A 17,300-nucleotide genomic window follows, 5' to 3' on the forward strand; every position below is an offset into this window, starting at 1 on the left:
GAAGGCTAGGTCGTTAGGGTTAACATTTGGTAAGTAGGCCCTGGCGGCGAACGCGCGCCTTACGCCCGGTTTCTCTCAGAATATGCTGGCGATGACTGGCAGCCGGCAGACAGTCTGGGCGACCGGCTTGACATCTCCTCGGCGCAACTGCGGAAAAGCCGTTAGGCCGGTCGGCGTCCAGAACTTACCGCAGTGGGAAAGGAGGGGATCATCCCTGAAGCCTTAACGAGGCTGCGCGGGATTCTGGATCATGCCCCTCCAGGGAGAAGCCGCCGATCCTGAATAACGGCTGCCGGCGACCCGTGACCACCTCGCTCCCGTGGGCCCAAGCCTTCAAGGCTGCGGCTAGTCCCGGGCCAAGCCGTAGACTTGGACCCGGCACGCGGAGGTTGCCAACGGTCGGCCTAGATTTGTCCGTTCTACGTCGGCGCGTCGCCGCTCCTGCGCCGCGCAGGACCAGTGGCGTCTTCAGCGAACACGCTCTTGGTGATTTCCGAGAGCCCCGCAAAGGTACCAACGAGCGAGGCGGCCTCGATCGGCAGGACCATCACCTTCTGATTGGGCGCGGTGGCGAGCGCCTTCAGGACATCGACATATTTTTCCGCGACGAGGAAATTGGCGGCGGCAAGATCCCCACGAGTGATCGCATCACTGATCATCGTTGTAGCGCGCGCCTCTGCCTCGGCTTGCCGCTCACGACCCTCGGCCTCGCGGAACGCAGCTTCGCGCCGGCCCTCGGCGGCCAGAACCTGCGCCTGCTTCTGGCCCTCGGCACGCAGGATCTCGGCTTGCCGCTGCCCTTCGGCCTCCAGGACCGCCGCTCGCTTCTCGCGCTCGGCTTTCATCTGCCGCGCCATGGCGTCGGCAAGATCGACGGGCGGCTCGATATCCTTGATCTCGACGCGCGTGACCTTGACGCCCCAGGGCGAGGCGGCAGCATCAACCACCCGTAGCAATCTCTCGTTGATCTGGTCGCGATGGGAAAGGAGCCCGTCGAGGTCCAGGGAACCGACGACCGTCCGGATATTGGTCATCGTCAGGGTGAGGATCGCTTGGGAAAGGTTCGAGACCGCGTAGGAAGCGCGTGCGGCATCCAACACCTGATAGAAGGCGACCGCGTCCACCGTGACGCCGGCGTTGTCGCGGGTGATCCCTTCCTGGCTTGGAATATCGAGCACCTGCTCCATCATGTTCACGCGGTGACCAATGGACTCGGCGTAGGGGATGATGAGGCCGAGACCTGGCCCGAGGGACCGTGAATAACGCCCGAAACGTACGACGGTGTAGTTGTAACCCTGCGGAACCGTCCTTACGCCCAGCACAATCGTCAGGATGAGCAAAGCAATTAAGGCAATGGCAAAAATATCGTAGCCGAGCAACGGCATGGCGATCCCCCTTCGAGGCTATCCCGAGGGAGTGTCGACCAAACGTTTTCCGCGCACAAGTCATGATATGCACGCGAAAGTAGTCGTCGTGGGTCATGCTGAGCAAAGGGTTTCGGAGAGCCCTCCGTTTTCGCGACGACCGTCGCCTGTCGCTACCGACACTGATTGAGGCTTAGCGCACGGAACATCCAAGCTGACCTGCCTCAGTCTGCGGCAGGCCCGATCCATCCCTGAAGCTCACGGATCGCGATATGGCTGATCACCCTCATCCCCTCGGGCGAGTCGTTGAGACAGGGAATGGCAGCGAATTTTTCACCGCCATGGTGATGGAAGATCTCGCCGTTCTCGCCCGCGATCTCTTCGAGGGTTTCGAGGCAATCGACAGAGAAACCGGGCATGACAACCGCCAGCCGCTTGACGCCGCGCTGGGCGAGCGCCTGCACCGTCGCGTCCGTATAGGGCTGAAGCCATTCCGCGCGACCAAAACGTGACTGGAAGCTCATCATGAACTCGTCGGCCGAGAGGCCCATGGCTTCCCGCATCAGCCGCCACGTTTTCACACACTGGCAGTGATAGGGATCGCCCTTCATCATGTATTCTTTTGGAATGCCGTGGAAAGAGGCGAGGATGACCTCGGGCTCGAAATCGAGCGCCGCGATGCTTTGCCTGAGCCCAGCAACGGCGGCCTCTATATAAACCGGATCATCATAGTAGGGTGGCGCGACCCGCAGACTTGGTTGCCATCGCATCTGCATCAGGGCCTCGAAAGCCTTGTCGCAGGCAGTCGCTGTCGTCGCTGCCGCATATTGCGGATAGAGCGGGACCAGGAGAATGCGATCGCAGCCCTGCTCCTGAAGGGATGTCAGAGCCGCTTTCATGGAGGGATGTCCGTAACGCATCCCCCATTCCACCACGATGCGGTCATCGAGCTGCGACAGCGTCTCCTGCAACTTCGTTGCTTGCGAGCGCGTGATGGTCTTCAGCGGGGACTCGTTCAACGCCTTGTTCCAGATCGTCTCGTAATCCTTGCCCTTGCGGCCGGGACGGGTCGTCAAGACGATCCCATTCAGGATGAACCACCAGAGAAGACGCGGTGTCTCGATGACGCGGCGATCTGAGAGGAACTCCTTGAGGTAACGGCGCATCGACCAATAATCGGTCGCCTCCGGCGTACCGAGATTGGCGATAAGCACACCAATGCGACGCGGACTGATCGCCGGATGATCCAGGGGGCGGGGGGATGCCGTGGCAACCGGTTTGTCCAAACGATCCTCCGTCGGTCACGATAGCTTTGCATTGAACCAATCAAAACCCATCAACCTGATCGATTCCTACAAGTCAAAGCCAGATTGATCGGTCGTTCAGCCATGATGCTCAGGTCAGATGTCGTGGCGCGGAGAACAACTGGACAAACTGCCACAGCAGCGTCCTCTCGACGGCGGCTGTCGTCGACTTACCGCTGGAGGAGCTCCAGAATGGGTTGAAGACATCCACTCTTCAGACAGTTTGAGCAGTTGGGCACGCCGGCTGCGTTATCGTTCCCGCGGTCACAAGACCTACGCGACACCGCCTGTCGTGACTTCCGCTCCGTCCAGCCGATCACAAACTCGAGATCCACCAACCACGGCCGAAAAGCTCGCCTCAAGCGACATCAGCGACATGTTCAGGTGCGCGACAAGGTCTTGAGGGGAAAGACTCCTGCGCTCCCGCCAGGGTGCGGGGCCGCGGGCGAGGGCCGGATATTTCCCAAGGGGGAGGTCCACCGAGGTGTAACGGGGATCGAGATCAACCGTGAGCAATCCAGCGAAGAGGCGCGGGATAGCGCCAAGCCCGCGCATCAGTCCACCCGTATTGTCGAGCGAGAAGGACGTGCCCGCCTCCATCAGACAAAAATGATGGTTCTCGAACAATCCTTGGCGCTCTTGGGGATCATCGTCGAAATGGAGGCCGCCAACATTTGTCCCGAACGCATCGGCGAGGGTCCGCGCCTTTGAAATCCCGACGCTCTCCCGTCCGAAAATAAAAAACCGCGAGCCGTGGAAGTCTGCGATCAAAGTATCGCCGCCTGGATTTGCTTTCAGGCTATGGAATATCGTCTGTGCATATTGTCGCGACGTTATGCAAACGGCAAGGCCGTTGCCGCATAGCGCCCGGACTAAGCCGATCAGCAACGGACCGTTCTGAAAGGCAACGAGGCCAAGCCGGGGATCGCCCTCTAAAAGGGGCGCATCGATTCCACAGTCGGTCCACGTGTGGAGCCTTGTCACCGTGAGATCGAAATCAAACGAAACGAACCCCAATCCATCCGGCATCGGCGCATCCAGACTCAGTTCGCGGTGAACACTCGCGACCTATACCGCAATACTACACATAAGCGCTTGGCGACGCCACGAACCCTTCGGTTCGAAAGTTCATCCACCTTGCGTCGGATCTTGCCGCGGTGTGACCTCCCGATCAGAAGCTAAATGGTGTGGGCCTCTATTCCGCCGCCACGGCGAGCGGCGGCACGCCCGTGCGGAACCGCTCCAGCAACTCCGCCTCCTCCCGCTTTGCTGCCACGAGATGCCGCTGCTTGATATGCCCGAAGCCGCGGATCTTCTCGGGGATGGATGCCAGCGCCACGGCAAGCGCATGATTGCCGGCATCAAGCTTCTCGAGCACTTCGTCGAGAAGCGCCTCGTAGTCCTTGATGAGCTGGCGCTCGGTGCGCCGCTCTTCTGTTCGACCAAAGGGATCGAAGGCTGTGCCGCGCAACCCCTTGCAGGCTGCAAGGGCCCTGAATAGCGGCAGCATCCACGGGCCGAACGTCATCTTGCGCGGCCGGCCATGCGCATCCTTCGGAGCCAGGATAGGTGGCGCCAAATGGAACTCGAGCCGGATCTTGTCACCAGCGAAGGTGGAGGCAAGCTGCCGAGCGAAATTGCCGTCGCTGTAGAGACGCGCCACCTCGTACTCGTCCTTGTAGGCCATGAGCTTGAAGAGATAGCGGGCAACCGCCTCCGTGAGGGCGGTGGAGGACGTGATCTCGGCCTCCCGCACTCTCACCCGCTCGACCAGGCGGCCGTAGCGCGCCGCATAGGCATTGTTCTGGTAGCCGATGAGAAAAACGATCCGCCGGTCGATGATCTCGTCCAGTGAGTGTGACAGATGGCGGACCGGCGTCGGTTCATGGGCCTTGGCGACCAGCGCGCCGACGGCCTCCGGCTCGCAGACCGCCCGCCGCCCCCAGCGGAAGGCGGCGAGGTTCATCTCAACCGCCTCGCCGTTCAGCGTGATGGCCTTTTCCAGCGCCTCGGCGGACACCGGTATCTTGCCGTGCTGATACGCGAAGCCGAGCATGAACATGTTGGCGGCGATCGAGTTGCCCAATACCGCGACCGCGATGGCATTGGCATCGACGAAATAGGCCCCCCTTCCGCCCGTCGCTTCGGCGATGGCGCGTTTGATGCGCTCGACCGGCAGGACATAGTCAGCATTGCGCGTGAAATCGCCGGGGTGCACCTCCGCGGTGTTCACCATCAGCGCGGTCTCACCCTTGGCGACGGCCGCCAGCACTTTCTTCGAGCCGGTCACGACGAGATCGCAACCGAGAACCAGGTCAGCCTCGCCCGCGAAAACGCGGATGGCGTGAATGTCCTCCGGCGCAGCGGCCAGGCGGACATGGCTGTAGACCGCCCCACCCTTCTGGGCGAGCCCCGCCATGTCGATCATGCCGCAGCCGCGCCCCTCCAGATGCGCCGCCATGCCAAGCAGGGCACCGATGGTGACGACGCCGGAGCCCCCGACGCCCGTCACGATAATGTTGTAGGGCTTGTGGCCAAGTTCCGGCCGCACAGGGTCCGGCAGACGCGCTTCCCAGCCATCGTGCAGACCGTCCTGCGCCGCGGCGGCAGGAAGTTCCGCCTTGCGCAGGGTCGCCCCATGCACCGAAACGAAGGAAGGGCAGAAGCCCTTCACGCAGGAAAAATCCTTGTTGCAGGTGGACTGGTCGATCACACGCTTGCGCCCGAACTCCGTCATCTGCGGCTGCACCGACACACAGTTGGAAGCGACGCTGCAATCGCCACAGCCTTCGCAGACGAGTTCGTTGATGATGACGCGCCGGTCGGGATCGGGATAGGTACCTTTCTTGCGGCGCCGGCGCTTCTCAGCAGCACATGTCTGATCGAAGATCAGGACAGAAACGCCGGGCACTTCCGCCAACTCCCGCTGCACCGCGTCGAGATCGTCGCGATGGTGGCGCGTCATGCCGGCTGGCCAGTGCATCGACGGGGGATATTTGTCGGGCTCGTCCGAGACCAGGGCGATCCGGCTCACCCCTTCTGCGCGCACCTCAGCCGCGATCCTGTCGACGGTGAGGTTTCCTTCCACATTCTGGCCGCCCGTCATGGCGACAGCGTCATTGAAGAGGATCTTGTAGGTTACATTGGTTTTTGTCGCGAGCGCGAAGCGCAGCGCCAGGATTCCGGAATGCTGGTAGGTGCCGTCACCGAGGTTCTGGAAAACGTGCTTGCGCTTGGAGAAGGGCGCCTCGCCGATCCAGTTGGCACCCTCGCCGCCCATCTGGGTCACACCTTCCGTCGAGCGGTCCATCCACTGCACCATGTAATGGCAGCCGATGCCGGCGTAGGCGCGCATGCCCTCAGGCACGACAGTCGAGGAATTATGCGGGCAGCCCGAGCAAAAATGAGGCGTTCGCGTGCCGGCATCCGCCGTCTCTGCCAGGATCCGCTGGGCGTCGCGGATGTGGGCGACGCGGGCGGCCAGCTCTTCGCTGGGATGATAACGCAGCACACGTTCGCCTATCGCGATCGCGATATCGTTGGGATCGAGCGCGCCTTTCACCGGGAACAGCCAATTGCCCGCCTCGTCCTTCTTGCCGACACAGATCGGCTGATTGGCGGAGCCGTAAAGCTCCTCCCGCACCTGCACCTCGATGAGGGAGCGCTTCTCCTCGACGACGATGATGAGGTCGAGCCCCCGCGCGAAATCGATGAGCTCCTGCCGGCCGATCGGCCAAGGGCAGGCGATCTTGTAGAGGCGGATGCCGAGATCATTGGCGCGCACCTCGTCAATGCCGAGGTCGTCGAAGGCCTGGCGGACGTCGAGATAGCTCTTGCCGACGGTAACAATGCCGATTTTGGGGCTACGTCCCCCCGACGTGATGATGCGATTGAGGCCGTTGGCCCGGATGAACGCGAGAGCAGCGTCCCGCTTGAACTCATGCAGCCGCGCTTCCTGTTCCAGGATCTTGTCGAAGGGGCGTATATTCAATCCGCCCGGCGGCAGGGCGAAGTCCTCGGGGATGACGATGCCGAGCCGCTCTAGCGAACCATCTACCACCGCGGTCGATTCCACCGTGTCCTTGACGCCTTTCAGCGCGACCCAGGTGCCCGCGAAGCGGCTCATGGCAAACCCATAAAGCCCGTAATCGAGAATTTCCTGCACACCCGCGGGATTGAGGATCGGGATCATGGTGTCGACGAAGAGAAACTCCGTCTGGTGCGCCACGGTCGAACTCTCAGCCGTGTGGTCGTCACCCATCAGCGCGATCGCGCCCCCATGCCGTGACGTACCGGCCATATTGGCGTGGCGAAACACATCGCCTGAGCGATCGACGCCTGGCCCCTTGCCGTACCAGAGCGTGAACACGCCGTCGAATTTGCCGTCGCCGCGCATCTCAGCCTGCTGTGTTCCCCAGCAGGCAGTGGCGGCGAGATCCTCATTCAGGCCCGGCTGAAATACGACGTCGGCAGCTTTCAGCGCCCGTGCAGCCCGCGCGAACTGCAAATCGAGTCCACCGAGAGGCGAGCCCCGATAGCCGGAAACGAAACCAGCTGTGTTCAGCCCCGCTCGCCTGTCGCGCTCCTTCTGCATCAGCATCAGACGCACGATGGCCTGCGTTCCGGTGATGAACACGCGGTCCTTCGTCAGATCATATTTGTCGTCGAGATGGACATCGTTGAGGCGCACGGCCAAGCTATTCGCAGGATCATGGGCCTTCTCGCCCCCCCTCTGCGACCCGGTGCCATGAGACATGAAATCATGCGTCATGTTTGATCCTCCTGCGTCTTCACGAGACGCCGACGATGCCGGATTGGTTCCGATCTTGCGTCGGATTACGTCAGTAACGCTGACATAAAATCCCCGACCCGTCAATCATAACAGATGAGGAGTAAACGGTGACGAAACAAGGCTCTCGGGGGTTTTGACAATCTCGTCTTGCTTTCGCCGCACTGAAAGGCAAAGCCTTTCTGCACATCGCAATCGGCCATACAGGACAGTTGATGCCCCGTTTCCCCTATCTGGTTCCCCTTATGGGAGCCGCGGCGTTATGGTCGACCGCTGCGAGCGCGCATCCTCACGTTTGGGTGACCGCCAAGAGCCAGCTTGTTTACGACGAGAAAGCCGACATCACGGCCGTACGTCACAGCTGGACTTTCGACGAAGCCTATTCGAGCTATGCCACCCAGGGCCTGGATACCGACGGAGACGGCAAGCTTTCGGCTGCCGAGCTTACCGATCTTGCCAAGGTCAACGTCGATTCATTGAGTGAATTCAACTATTTCACGAAGGGCAAGGCGAACGGCAAAACAGTCGCCTTTGCGAATCCGACGGAATACAACCTCAATTTCGAGAACGGCCGTTTGACGCTCAATTTCACGCTGCCGGTGAAGACGCCGATGCCTGCCAATCGCATGCTGACCGTCGAGATCTACGACGGCACCTATTTCGTGGCTTTTACACTTGCTGACGGCGATGATGCGGCCACGACAAGCGGCGCCCCCAAGGGCTGCGCAACACAAATCACCCGGCCGAAGAAGCCAGACGAAGCGCAGCAGCAGCAACTGTCGGAGGCCTTCTTCGAAGCTCTGACAGCCAACGCCAATTTCGGCATGCAGTTTTCCAATCGCATCCTGGTTGCCTGCCCGTGAGTCCTGCCCGCGAGTCCTGCCCGTGAGTAATGGCGAGGCCCTGAACCAGCACGTCGATGCGGGCGCCAAAGCACGCGACGGACGGAGCGCCCTGGTGAGGCTGGGCGTTGCGCTCGCCGGGCTCGCCGTCGTGGGGGCAGCGTTGCTGGCGCTGGGCATGGTCCTCGAGGCGTGGCTCGCCCCACCACCGGCTCCGCGCAATCCCTTTGGCACGGGCTTGAGAGAGGCCGCGCCCGCCGCCACAGGCATCGGCGGATTTATCCTCGCCGTACAGGGTGAGTTTTACCAGCTTCTCATTCGCGCCATGCGAGAGATGAAGGACAACGGCTCTGCCTTCTGGTCGCTGATGGCGATCGGCTTCACCTATGGCGTCTTTCACGCGGCCGGCCCTGGCCACGGCAAAAGCGTGATAGCGGGCTATATCGTCGCGAGCCGCCAGTCATTGCGGCGGGGGCTGTCGCTCAGCGCGGCGGCCGCTCTCCTGCAAGCCGCCGTGGCGATCGCCATCGTTTCGATCCTCGCCCTCGTGATCCGCGCCACAGCCGCGACGGTCAGCGCCACCGCCAATGCGATCGAGCTCGCGAGCTTTGGCGCTGTCATGCTGCTCGGCCTTGCCGTGCTCTGGCGCAAGGCCGGCACTTTCGTCGCCATCGCAGGGCTCGGTAGGGCGCAGCAGGATTTCAGCCCGGATTGCGGGCACGTGCATGTACCGCCTCCCGCCGAGCTCGACCGCCTCCGCGACTGGCGCGACAGAGCTGGCGTCGTCGTCGCCGCGGGTATCCGGCCCTGCGCGGGCGCCATCATTATCCTTGTTTTCGCGCTCGGCCAGGGCCTGTTCGCCGCGGGCATAGCAGCGACGCTCGCCATGGCGGTTGGAACCGCGATAACGACGGGCGCGCTCGCGGCACTCGCCGTATTTATGAAGGGGCTCGCCCTGAAGGTCGCAGGCGGTCGTGGACGCGGTCCGGTGGTCATCGCTGCCCTAGAAGTGCTTGCGGCGGCGTTCGTGACACTGACAGGCGTCGCCTTGCTCTTTGGCCTCTGGACCTCAAGCGGGGGCTGATCAAGCCTGGGCAAAGGCGCGCCGGGCAATGATGCGGAAGCGCGGCGCCTCCTCCGCCTCGGGCTTGCGCGGCGGCTGACGGCATAGTGCCAGCTGATCGACCATCATGGGTCCGGCGGGTACCATCTCGTCATAGAGCTTCGAGAGCCCCGCCAGCACCTCCTCCACCTCACCCTCCGGCACCCGGTTGGTGAGCGTCATGTGGAAGCGAAATTCCTCAAAGACGTAGGGATAGCCGTACCTGTCGAGATAGCCGCGCTGCTGGCTTGTCAGCTTCTGCGGCTGCCGACGGGCATAGTCGGCCGGGGAGAGGCTGGCGCGAAAAGGCTCGAAGGCCTCCACCGTTGCCCGCTCCAGCGCCGCCAAGGGAGGGGCCGGCTGCGCCTCGACAAGCGCGATGAAGGCGCCCTCGCCCGACCGCCCCCCAATCGCCCTCGGCACGAGCCTCGGCAACGCGAACGACCGCCTGCTCCCGACGAAACGATCGAACGCCGCCCTCAGCCGCTCCTCGCTCTCACCAGAGGCCAGACGGAAGGGCGCCTTGATCGTCGCATGAAAGCCATAGACGCGAGGGTCAGCCGTCAGTTCACGGAAGCGCTCTCGGCTCGTTCCGGCCGGTACGAGCTGAGTGACATCCTCTCCGTTCTCGGCATCATAACCGAGAACGGCCGAGCCGAAGCGCCAAAGGGCGCTGTCGGCCGCGGGAGCGACATAAACGGCATAACGATCAGGTGGGGTCACGTCGAAGAGGTTCCTGTCAGGCGAGGCGCAGCGCTGCCGCGCGGTGAACGCGGCGCCCCAGCGCCACGAGAGCTCTGTCGGACCCGGGAGGCCCGAGCAATGAAAGGCCGATGGGCGCGCCATCCTTCTCAGCCACCGGAATGGTGACCTGCGGGAAACCGGTCAAGGAGGCTAAAACGGCAAGCCGCTGCGCCCGGGTGCGGAAATCGTCGAGCTCGACATCCCCGTCGCTCGCGAGCGGCGCGATATCCGGAGCCGAAGGTAAAAGGATCACGCGGTCCGACCCCAGGATCCGCGTTAGACGTGCGCGGAATTCGTCCCGCACGATGGCGGCACTCTCCACCTCGGCATCGGTGACGGCTTGCGCGAACGCGAAGCGCTCCGCCACGCCTGGGCCCAGCGGCGGACCATAGCGTTCGATCAGCGCGCCAAGAGAGAGCCACGCCTCACGGCCCTGCAAACGGCGAAAGGCGGTGACGAGCTCCGCGATGTCAGCAATATCGAGATCCTGTCCTCGAATATCCCCGATCCTGAGCGTCGCGCGCTGGACGGCTGCCCTCAGCGCGGCAGCGGCGGCAGGGTCGGCCAGCGCGAACAGGTCATCCGGAAGATGCAGCTCCGGCTCATCACCGAGCGGCGATGTGTCTTCTCCGAGCAGCACGTCCGCGACCGTCTCAAACAGGAGAGCATCCCGGGTGAACCATCCCGCCGTATCGAAGCTCGGCGCCATGGGCGCGGCCCCTTCGAGCGACAGCCTGCCGTGCGTCGGGCGAATGGAGAACAGCCCGCAGAAACTGCCTGGAAAGCGCGTCGATCCGCCTGTATCGCTGCCGAGCCCGATATCGGCGAGCCCTCCTGCCACAGCCGAGGCCGAACCGGAGGACGAACCGCCTGGGACGCGGCCCGGCGCAGCGGCGTTCACCGGCATGCCGAAATGGGCGTTCTTGCCGATCATCGAATACGCGAACTCATCGCAGATCGTCTTTCCGACGAATTGCGCGCCTGCCTCCAGAAGCTGCCGGACGAGGGGCGCGGTCGTCGTGCGGACGCCGGTCGCCGCGAGGAATATCGGGCTTCCCATGCTGGTCGGATAGCCTGCCACATCGAACAGGTCCTTGACCGCCAGACGCTGCCCGGCCAGTGGTCCCGTTGCCACGCTGGCCACCTGGACATCGGGATAGGGCATGAAAGCACGGAGCGTATCGTCGGCAACAGGCATCGTCTTGTCCTTTTCAGCGAGCGATTGCGTCCGATAGAAGCAGAACTGGTCGCGTCCCGCCATGCTTGAGGGAACGCGTCCATGATGTGCCGCGAAGGATCAGAGCCCTGAGACAGAAAGGTCGGGGTAGAGATAGTCCGGCAAGGTTGCGCAGAGGACAATTGGTTATATAGCACATAGGTCTATTTCAACTAGAGGCTGCATAACTTGCGTTCCGTGGGAACGTTAAGCAGGTGCCGCACCGTCCGTCGGAGCTGAGGCGACGCCCTACAGAAAGAGCACGACATCACGATGTCACCATCAGGCGTGGGCACATGTTGCCGCTGCTGTCCCTTTGGGGTAGTGAAGGGATAGCTTTCTCCAAGCCCTGTCTGCCGATCGATCGTCTGTCGAGGGAAACGCCCGTGCCGAACAACAACCGCCTCAACCCGAAAAGTCTCCTCACCGTGGGGAGCGCGATCGTTCTCGTCGCGGTTGAGCTCTTGTGCGTCGCGCTCGCCGGTGGATGGGCGCTCGCCGGGCTGTTCCAGCTCGGCACCACCATCGAATACGCCTTCATGGGCATTTTCACCCTGCTCGCCCTGTGGGGGATCGTGACGTTCTCGCGCAATGCGCTGAGGGTCGAACCGGTTTTTGGGCCGGATTCCCACTGATAATCGAGCGCGTCACGGCTCCAGCACCGTGCGACCACGCTCGCGCCACGATTGCAGGCAAAAGGGCTATAAGAACCCCGCGTTGTTCCTCAGCCCCGTCGAAAACGGCTCCATGGACTCAAGCAAAGCGATTCTCGACCGCCGCACCTTCCTCGCATCGGCCACAGGCGCTGCCCTCGTTGCCGCGAGCGGCTTTTCCTCGCGCGCCCTTGCCGCGAACGGCTTGAAACTCGGCGCTGCCGAACCTTTCTCCTATGATGCGCTGATCGCGCGAGCCAAGGAGATGGCCGGACGCCCCTACGTGGCCCCTCAGCGTCCACCAGCGGAGATTCTGGATAAGCTGACCTACGAGGAGCACGGCAAGATCCATTTCAACACGGATCACGCGCTCTTTGCCGATGGACCCGGCCGATACCCCGTCACATTCTTCCATCTCGGCAAGTTCTTCCAGACCCCGGTGGCCATGCATGTCGTGGCAAAGAACGAGGCGCGGGAGATCATCTACGACGATTCCTACTTCAACATGCCACCAGACAGCCCGGCGCACGCTCTGCCGTCGGGCAGCGGCTTCTCCGGCTTTCGGTTCCAGGAGAGCAGGCTCGACGACAAGCTGGATTGGCGCCGCAACGACTGGGTTGCGTTCCTCGGCGCTTCCTATTTCCGGGCTATCGGCGAGTTGTTCCAGTACGGCCTGTCCGCTCGCGGCATCGCGATCGATGTGGCGGTTGCCGGCAAGCCCGAGGAATTCCCCGACTTCACCCATTTCTATTTCGATACGCCCGCCGAGAACGGCGATTCGGTGACAGTCTATGCGCTGCTCGACGGCCCGAGCGTCGCCGGCGCCTATCGTTTCGTGATGAGCCGCAAGGCGGGCGTCATCATGGACATCGACACCCACGTCTTCCTGCGCAAGGACGTGGCGCGGCTCGGCATCGCACCGCTGACATCCATGTTCTGGTACTCCGAGGCCAAGAAGCCTACCGCCGTCGACTGGCGCCCCGAGGTCCACGATTCGGACGGCCTCGCGCTCTGGACGGGGGGTGGCGAGCGCATCTGGCGCCCCCTGAACAATACAGGCCGCACCAGCGTCTCCGCCTTCGGCGATGACAACCCCCGCGGCTTTGGGCTCCTCCAGCGCGACCGCGTCTTCGAACATTATCTCGACGGCGTTCACTACGAGCGGCGCCCAAGCCTCTGGGTCGAGCCGCTCGGCGAATGGGGCAAGGGCGCGATCGAGCTCGTCGAGATCCCGACGGACGACGAGATCCACGACAACATCGTTGCGATGTGGGTTCCTGCCGGAGAGGCCAAGGCGGGAGCCGACTACCACTACAATTATCGCCTGCATTGGCTCGCCGACGAGCCTTTCCCCACTCCGCTGGGACGCAGCATCGCAACGCGGCTCGGCAACGGTGGCCAGCCCGGCCAGCCCCGCCCGAAGGGCGTGCGCAAATTCATGGTGGAGTTCATTGGCGGCCCGCTCGCCAACCTCCCCTTCGGGGTCAAGCCGGAGGCGGTACTCTGGGCTTCCCGTGGCGAGTTTTCCTATATCTTCACGGAAGCCGTGCCCGATGACGTGCCAGGCCACTGGCGCGCGCAGTTCGACCTGACGGTCGAAGGAAGCGATCCCGTCGATATGCGCCTGTTCCTCAAAGCAGGGGACAAGGTTCTGACGGAAACTTGGCTTTACCAGTACAATCCCTTCGGTAATGTCTGATTTTTACACCCGTTCCTTCGGGCGCATCCGCCGAGAGTAAGTATCGTGTCCCTACTGAACCGACGTATGCTTGGCCAGATCATGGTCGCGGGCCTCGCCGCCCAGGCGCTTGGAACGGGCGGCCTGAGCACGGCTGCCATGGCGCAACAGGCTGGCGGGCTGAAGTTCGGCCGGTCCCGCCCCTTTTCCTATGACTGGCTGCGCAAGCACGCGGCTGAGCTCGCCGCCAAGCCCTACCAGTCGCCGCCGCGCCCAGACCCCGCGATCGTCTCCAAGATCGATTACGACGCCCACGGTAAACTCAAATATAAGGCGGAATACGCACTCTTTGCCGACGGCAAGTCGCCCTTCCCCATCACCTTCATGCATGTGGGACAGTTCTTCCCGAAGACCGTGCAGATGTTCGCGGTGGCGGGCGGAAAGGCCCGAGAGATCCTCTACCAGCCCGATTATTTCACCATGGGCGAGGATCACATCGCGCAGAAGCTCGCCGCGCAGCCCTCGGCCTTCGCGGGCTTCTGGGTACGCGAGCCGGGAAAGGACTGGGCTGACAAGGAGCCTTGGGCAACCTTCCTCGGCGCGTCCTATTTCCGCGGCGTGGGCGAACTCGGACAGGTCGGGCTCTCGGCCCGCGGCATCGCGGTCACGCCCGGTGCTGGCGTTCCGGAGGAATTTCCGGATTTCACGGCATTCTGGTTTGTGCCCTCGCCCGCCGACAGCGATTCGGTCACGGTCTATGCCCTGCTCGACGGGCCTAGCCTGACGGGCGCCTATCGCTTTGTCATGCACCGCACGCGCGGTGTCGTGATGGATATCGACGCGCGGCTGTTCCTGCGGCAGCCCATTACTCGGATAGGCATCGCGCCCCTGACCTCCATGTACTGGTTCTCGGAGACAGCGAAGGCAGCGGCCGTGGACTGGCGGCCGGAGGTGCATGATTCCGATGGCCTCGCGATCTGGACGGGTACCGGCGAACGCATCTGGCGGCCGCTCAACAACCCGTCCTCAATCATGATCTCCAGTTTCCTCGATGACTCCCCCCGCGGCTTCGGCCTGATGCAGCGCGACCGCGACTTCGACAACTATCAGGACGGCGTGCGCTATCAGCTGCGGCCTTCCGCCTGGGTCGAGCCCAAGGGCAAGTGGGGCAAGGGCTCCGTACAGCTCATCGAGCTGCCGACGGACGACGAGATCCACGACAACATCGTCGCCTACTGGAATCCGGCCAAGCCGACCAAGGCGGGCGACGTGCTTAATTTCGCGTATAGCCTGCACTGGCTGGCGGACGAGCCCACGCCATCCCCACTCGCTCGCTGCATCGCCACGCGGCTCAGCGGCGCCAATACCCCCGGGCAGCAGCGTCCGGAGGGCGTCCGTCGCTTCATGGTGGAATTCTCAGGCGAACCACTCGCGAGCCTTCCCCCGAATGTCGCCCCTGAGCCGGTTCTCTGGGCCTCGCGTGGAGAGTTCAGCCGGGCTTTCACCCAGCGCGTGCCAGGCAACAACCCCGCCCGCTGGCGTGCTCAGTTCGATCTTGCCGTCGACGGTAAGGAACCGGTCGACATGCGCTTGTTCCTGCGGTCAGGCGACACCATTCTCAGCGAGACTTGGCTCTACCAGTACCATCCGTTTTAGGCAGAAACGATGCTGAGGAATGGGCCGGACGAGCCTTTCCCGCCGGGGAGCGCCCCGAGCATGGCAGGCAGTGGTCCCCAGCCCTGCACATGAGACAGATTGACTCTGACGGCGCGTCGTGGTGAGTTTTGTTATGTTAGAACATTTCCCGCGCTGACGTCATGGCTCCGCATCATCACCATCCTGTCGCTCTCGCGCCAACGGCCTCGCTCCTGCGCCTGTCCGCTTGGCAGCGCCTTGCGATGAGCGCGGTGTTGATCGCGGCACTGTGGACAGCCGTCGCCGTGGTGACGGGATGAACGCCTTGCCAGCAGCTTCCTCCGCATCGACAGGCGCGAAGCCGGTTATTGGCTTCGACAATGTCACGCTGGGCTACGACCGGCATCCCGCTGTGCACCACCTCAACGGCGCGATAGCGACCGGCAGCTTGACAGCAATCGTCGGCCCGAACGGCGCCGGAAAATCCACACTCCTGAAGGGGATCATGGGCGCCTTGCGGCCGTTGGACGGAGGCATCCGGCTGGAGTGCCAACGCACCAATATCGCCTATCTTCCGCAGGCAATGGACATCGATCGGAGTTTTCCGATCACCGTCTATGACCTCGTGGCCATGGGCTTATGGCGGCAGACGGGGCTGTTCGGCGGCATTGGCGGTGCCCGTCGCCGCGCGATCGAGGAAGCGATCGCCGCAGTTGGGCTGACTGGCTTCGAGCGGCGTACGATCGGCACGCTCTCCGGCGGACAAATGCAGCGCGCGCTGTTCGCGCGGCTGCTGCTGCAAGACGCCGAGGTCATCCTGCTCGATGAGCCATTCACGGCCATCGATGCGAAGACCACGCTGGACCTGATCGATCTCGTGCACCACTGGCACCGGGAAGAGCGCACGGTCGTGGCGGTGCTGCATGATCTCGACCTGGTGCGCCGCGCCTTCCCCGAGACCCTGCTGCTGGCGCGCGAACCCGTCGCCTGGGGCAATACTCAGGAGGTGCTGGTCGCAGACAACCTGCTGCGTGCCCGCAGGATGATCGAAGCGCATGATCCTGACGCCGCGTCCTGCCAACGGTCCGCAGCCTGACATGCTTTACGATCTTGTTCTGGCCCCATTCGTCGAATTCGATTTCATGCGTCGCGCCCTCGTCGGTACGCTCGCGCTGGCACTCGGCGCCGGCCCGGTCGGCGTCTTCCTGATGCTGCGCCGGATGAGCCTGACTGGTGACGCCATGGCGCATGCGGTGCTACCCGGTGCGGCGGTTGGCTACCTGCTTTACGGGCTGTGGCTGCCGGCCATGACCTTTGGCGGACTCGTCGTTGGCTTTGCGGTTGCGCTGCTGTCAGGCCTCGTCGCCCGTGTCACCGCCTTGCGGGAAGACGCGTCGCTCGCCGGCTTCTATCTGATCTCGCTGGCGCTCGGTGTCACGCTCGTCTCCCTGCGCGGCTCGAATGTCGACCTGCTCCATGTGCTCTTCGGCTCCGTGCTTGCGCTCGATGACGCCGCGCTGGTCCTGATCGCCAGTATCACCACGGTCACGCTCGCCGCGATGGCCTTGATCTATCGCCCCCTCGTTCTGGAATGCGTTGACCCGACCTTTCTTGCCTCGGTGAGCCGAGCTGGGGGGCCGAGTCATCTCATTTTCCTCGCGCTCGTCGTGCTCAACCTGGTCGGCGGCTTCCAAGCGCTCGGCACGCTTCTCGCCGTGGGGCTGATGATGCTGCCGGCGACCAGCGCCCGGCTCTGGACTGCGGAAATGACAAGTCTGATCGTGCTGGCGACCCTGATCGGGATGCTCTCCGGCCTGGTCGGGATCATCGTCTCCTATCATAGTGGCCTGCCAACAGGCCCATGCATCATTCTCGTAGCCGGCGTCATGCACGTCGCCTCACTCGTCTTCGGGCGAGCCGGCGGGCTCGTCTGGCGCCTCATACCGCAGCGACATCTCACCGCCTGAAACATG

Annotated in this window: 14 protein-coding genes; 8 read left to right on the top strand and 6 right to left on the bottom strand. The window is 63.1% G+C overall.

The window, feature by feature from the left end; translation table 11 throughout:
• Nucleotides 1-419: 419 nt before the first annotated feature.
• From KIO76_RS02145 to KIO76_RS02160, 4 genes are all read right to left on the bottom strand, one after another.
• Nucleotides 420-1,385 carry an SPFH domain-containing protein gene (locus KIO76_RS02145; protein WP_213321249.1) on the bottom strand — a complete coding sequence of 322 codons (966 nt, stop codon included), beginning with the start codon at nt 1,383-1,385 and terminating at the stop codon, nt 420-422.
• 203 nt (nt 1,386-1,588) lie between these two features.
• The gene (gene hemH, locus KIO76_RS02150) at nt 1,589-2,650 is read right to left on the bottom strand and encodes a ferrochelatase (RefSeq protein ID WP_213321250.1); all 1,062 of its coding nucleotides are present in this window, start codon (nt 2,648-2,650) and stop codon (nt 1,589-1,591) included.
• Nucleotides 2,651-2,941: 291 nt separating this feature from the next.
• Entirely contained in the window at nt 2,942-3,697 is a 756-nt protein-coding gene (locus tag KIO76_RS02155; protein WP_213321251.1) for a hypothetical protein, read from the bottom strand.
• 166 nt (nt 3,698-3,863) lie between these two features.
• Nucleotides 3,864-7,358: an indolepyruvate ferredoxin oxidoreductase family protein gene (locus KIO76_RS02160; RefSeq protein ID WP_213324952.1), complete on the bottom strand. Its 3,495-nt coding sequence runs from the start codon at nt 7,356-7,358 to the stop codon at nt 3,864-3,866.
• Between the two features lie 314 nt (nt 7,359-7,672).
• On the opposite strand from KIO76_RS02160, the gene KIO76_RS02165 reads away from it, so the two are divergent.
• Nucleotides 7,673-8,320: a DUF1007 family protein gene (locus tag KIO76_RS02165; RefSeq protein ID WP_213321252.1), complete on the top strand. Its 648-nt coding sequence runs from the start codon at nt 7,673-7,675 to the stop codon at nt 8,318-8,320.
• Nucleotides 8,321-8,360: 40 nt separating this feature from the next.
• Nucleotides 8,361-9,383 carry a nickel/cobalt transporter gene (locus tag KIO76_RS02170; RefSeq protein WP_502761870.1) on the top strand — a complete coding sequence of 341 codons (1,023 nt, stop codon included), beginning with the start codon at nt 8,361-8,363 and terminating at the stop codon, nt 9,381-9,383.
• On the opposite strand, the gene KIO76_RS02175 is transcribed toward KIO76_RS02170, so the two are convergent.
• Both KIO76_RS02175 and KIO76_RS02180 read right to left on the bottom strand, forming a co-directional pair.
• Nucleotides 9,384-10,124 carry a DUF1045 domain-containing protein gene (locus tag KIO76_RS02175; RefSeq protein WP_213321253.1) on the bottom strand — a complete coding sequence of 247 codons (741 nt, stop codon included), beginning with the start codon at nt 10,122-10,124 and terminating at the stop codon, nt 9,384-9,386.
• A gap of 16 nt (nt 10,125-10,140) precedes the next feature.
• Nucleotides 10,141-11,406, bottom strand: coding sequence for an amidase (locus KIO76_RS02180; protein ID WP_249729448.1), 1,266 nt, complete (start codon nt 11,404-11,406; stop codon nt 10,141-10,143).
• A gap of 251 nt (nt 11,407-11,657) precedes the next feature.
• Between KIO76_RS02180 and KIO76_RS02185 the strand changes: the two genes are divergently transcribed.
• The 6 genes from KIO76_RS02185 (at nt 11,658) to KIO76_RS02210 (ending at nt 17,294) form a co-directional block, all read left to right on the top strand.
• Entirely contained in the window at nt 11,658-11,996 is a 339-nt protein-coding gene (locus tag KIO76_RS02185; protein ID WP_213321254.1) for a hypothetical protein, read from the top strand.
• A 112-nt stretch (nt 11,997-12,108) separates the two neighbouring features.
• On the top strand, nt 12,109-13,713 hold the full coding sequence (locus KIO76_RS02190; protein ID WP_213321255.1) for an OpgD/OpgG family glucan biosynthesis protein: 1,605 nt from the start codon (nt 12,109-12,111) through the stop codon (nt 13,711-13,713).
• A gap of 66 nt (nt 13,714-13,779) precedes the next feature.
• Entirely contained in the window at nt 13,780-15,348 is a 1,569-nt protein-coding gene (locus KIO76_RS02195) for an OpgD/OpgG family glucan biosynthesis protein (RefSeq protein ID WP_213324957.1), read from the top strand.
• Nucleotides 15,349-15,509: 161 nt separating this feature from the next.
• Nucleotides 15,510-15,647, top strand: coding sequence for a hypothetical protein (locus KIO76_RS02200; protein ID WP_213321256.1), 138 nt, complete (start codon nt 15,510-15,512; stop codon nt 15,645-15,647).
• A gap of 5 nt (nt 15,648-15,652) precedes the next feature.
• Nucleotides 15,653-16,423, top strand: coding sequence for a zinc ABC transporter ATP-binding protein AztA (gene aztA / locus KIO76_RS02205; protein ID WP_249729449.1), 771 nt, complete (start codon nt 15,653-15,655; stop codon nt 16,421-16,423).
• Nucleotides 16,383-17,294, top strand: a complete 912-nt coding sequence (locus tag KIO76_RS02210) for a metal ABC transporter permease (RefSeq protein ID WP_502761828.1) — start codon at nt 16,383-16,385, stop codon at nt 17,292-17,294. Before aztA ends, KIO76_RS02210 begins: the two co-directional genes overlap by 41 nt.
• The last annotated feature ends 6 nt before the right edge of the window (nt 17,295-17,300 follow it).

Origin of the sequence: Chelatococcus sp. YT9 (assembly GCF_018398315.1) — a bacterium.
Lineage (GTDB): Bacteria > Pseudomonadota > Alphaproteobacteria > Rhizobiales > Beijerinckiaceae > Chelatococcus.

Excerpts from the sequence above, each read along its gene's own strand:
- KIO76_RS02145 (WP_213321249.1), bottom strand. The coding sequence starts at position 1,385 with ATGCCGTTGCTCGGCTACGATATTTTTGCCATTGCCTTAATTGCTTTG.
- KIO76_RS02155 (WP_213321251.1), bottom strand. The coding sequence starts at position 3,697 with ATGCCGGATGGATTGGGGTTCGTTTCGTTTGATTTCGATCTCACGGTG.
- KIO76_RS02165 (WP_213321252.1), top strand. The coding sequence starts at position 7,673 with ATGCCCCGTTTCCCCTATCTGGTTCCCCTTATGGGAGCCGCGGCGTTA.
- KIO76_RS02180 (WP_249729448.1), bottom strand. The coding sequence starts at position 11,406 with ATGGCGGGACGCGACCAGTTCTGCTTCTATCGGACGCAATCGCTCGCT.
- KIO76_RS02185 (WP_213321254.1), top strand. The coding sequence starts at position 11,658 with ATGTTGCCGCTGCTGTCCCTTTGGGGTAGTGAAGGGATAGCTTTCTCC.
- KIO76_RS02190 (WP_213321255.1), top strand. The coding sequence starts at position 12,109 with ATGGACTCAAGCAAAGCGATTCTCGACCGCCGCACCTTCCTCGCATCG.
- KIO76_RS02195 (WP_213324957.1), top strand. The coding sequence starts at position 13,780 with ATGCTTGGCCAGATCATGGTCGCGGGCCTCGCCGCCCAGGCGCTTGGA.
- KIO76_RS02200 (WP_213321256.1), top strand. The coding sequence starts at position 15,510 with ATGGCTCCGCATCATCACCATCCTGTCGCTCTCGCGCCAACGGCCTCG.
- KIO76_RS02210 (WP_502761828.1), top strand. The coding sequence starts at position 16,383 with ATGATCCTGACGCCGCGTCCTGCCAACGGTCCGCAGCCTGACATGCTT.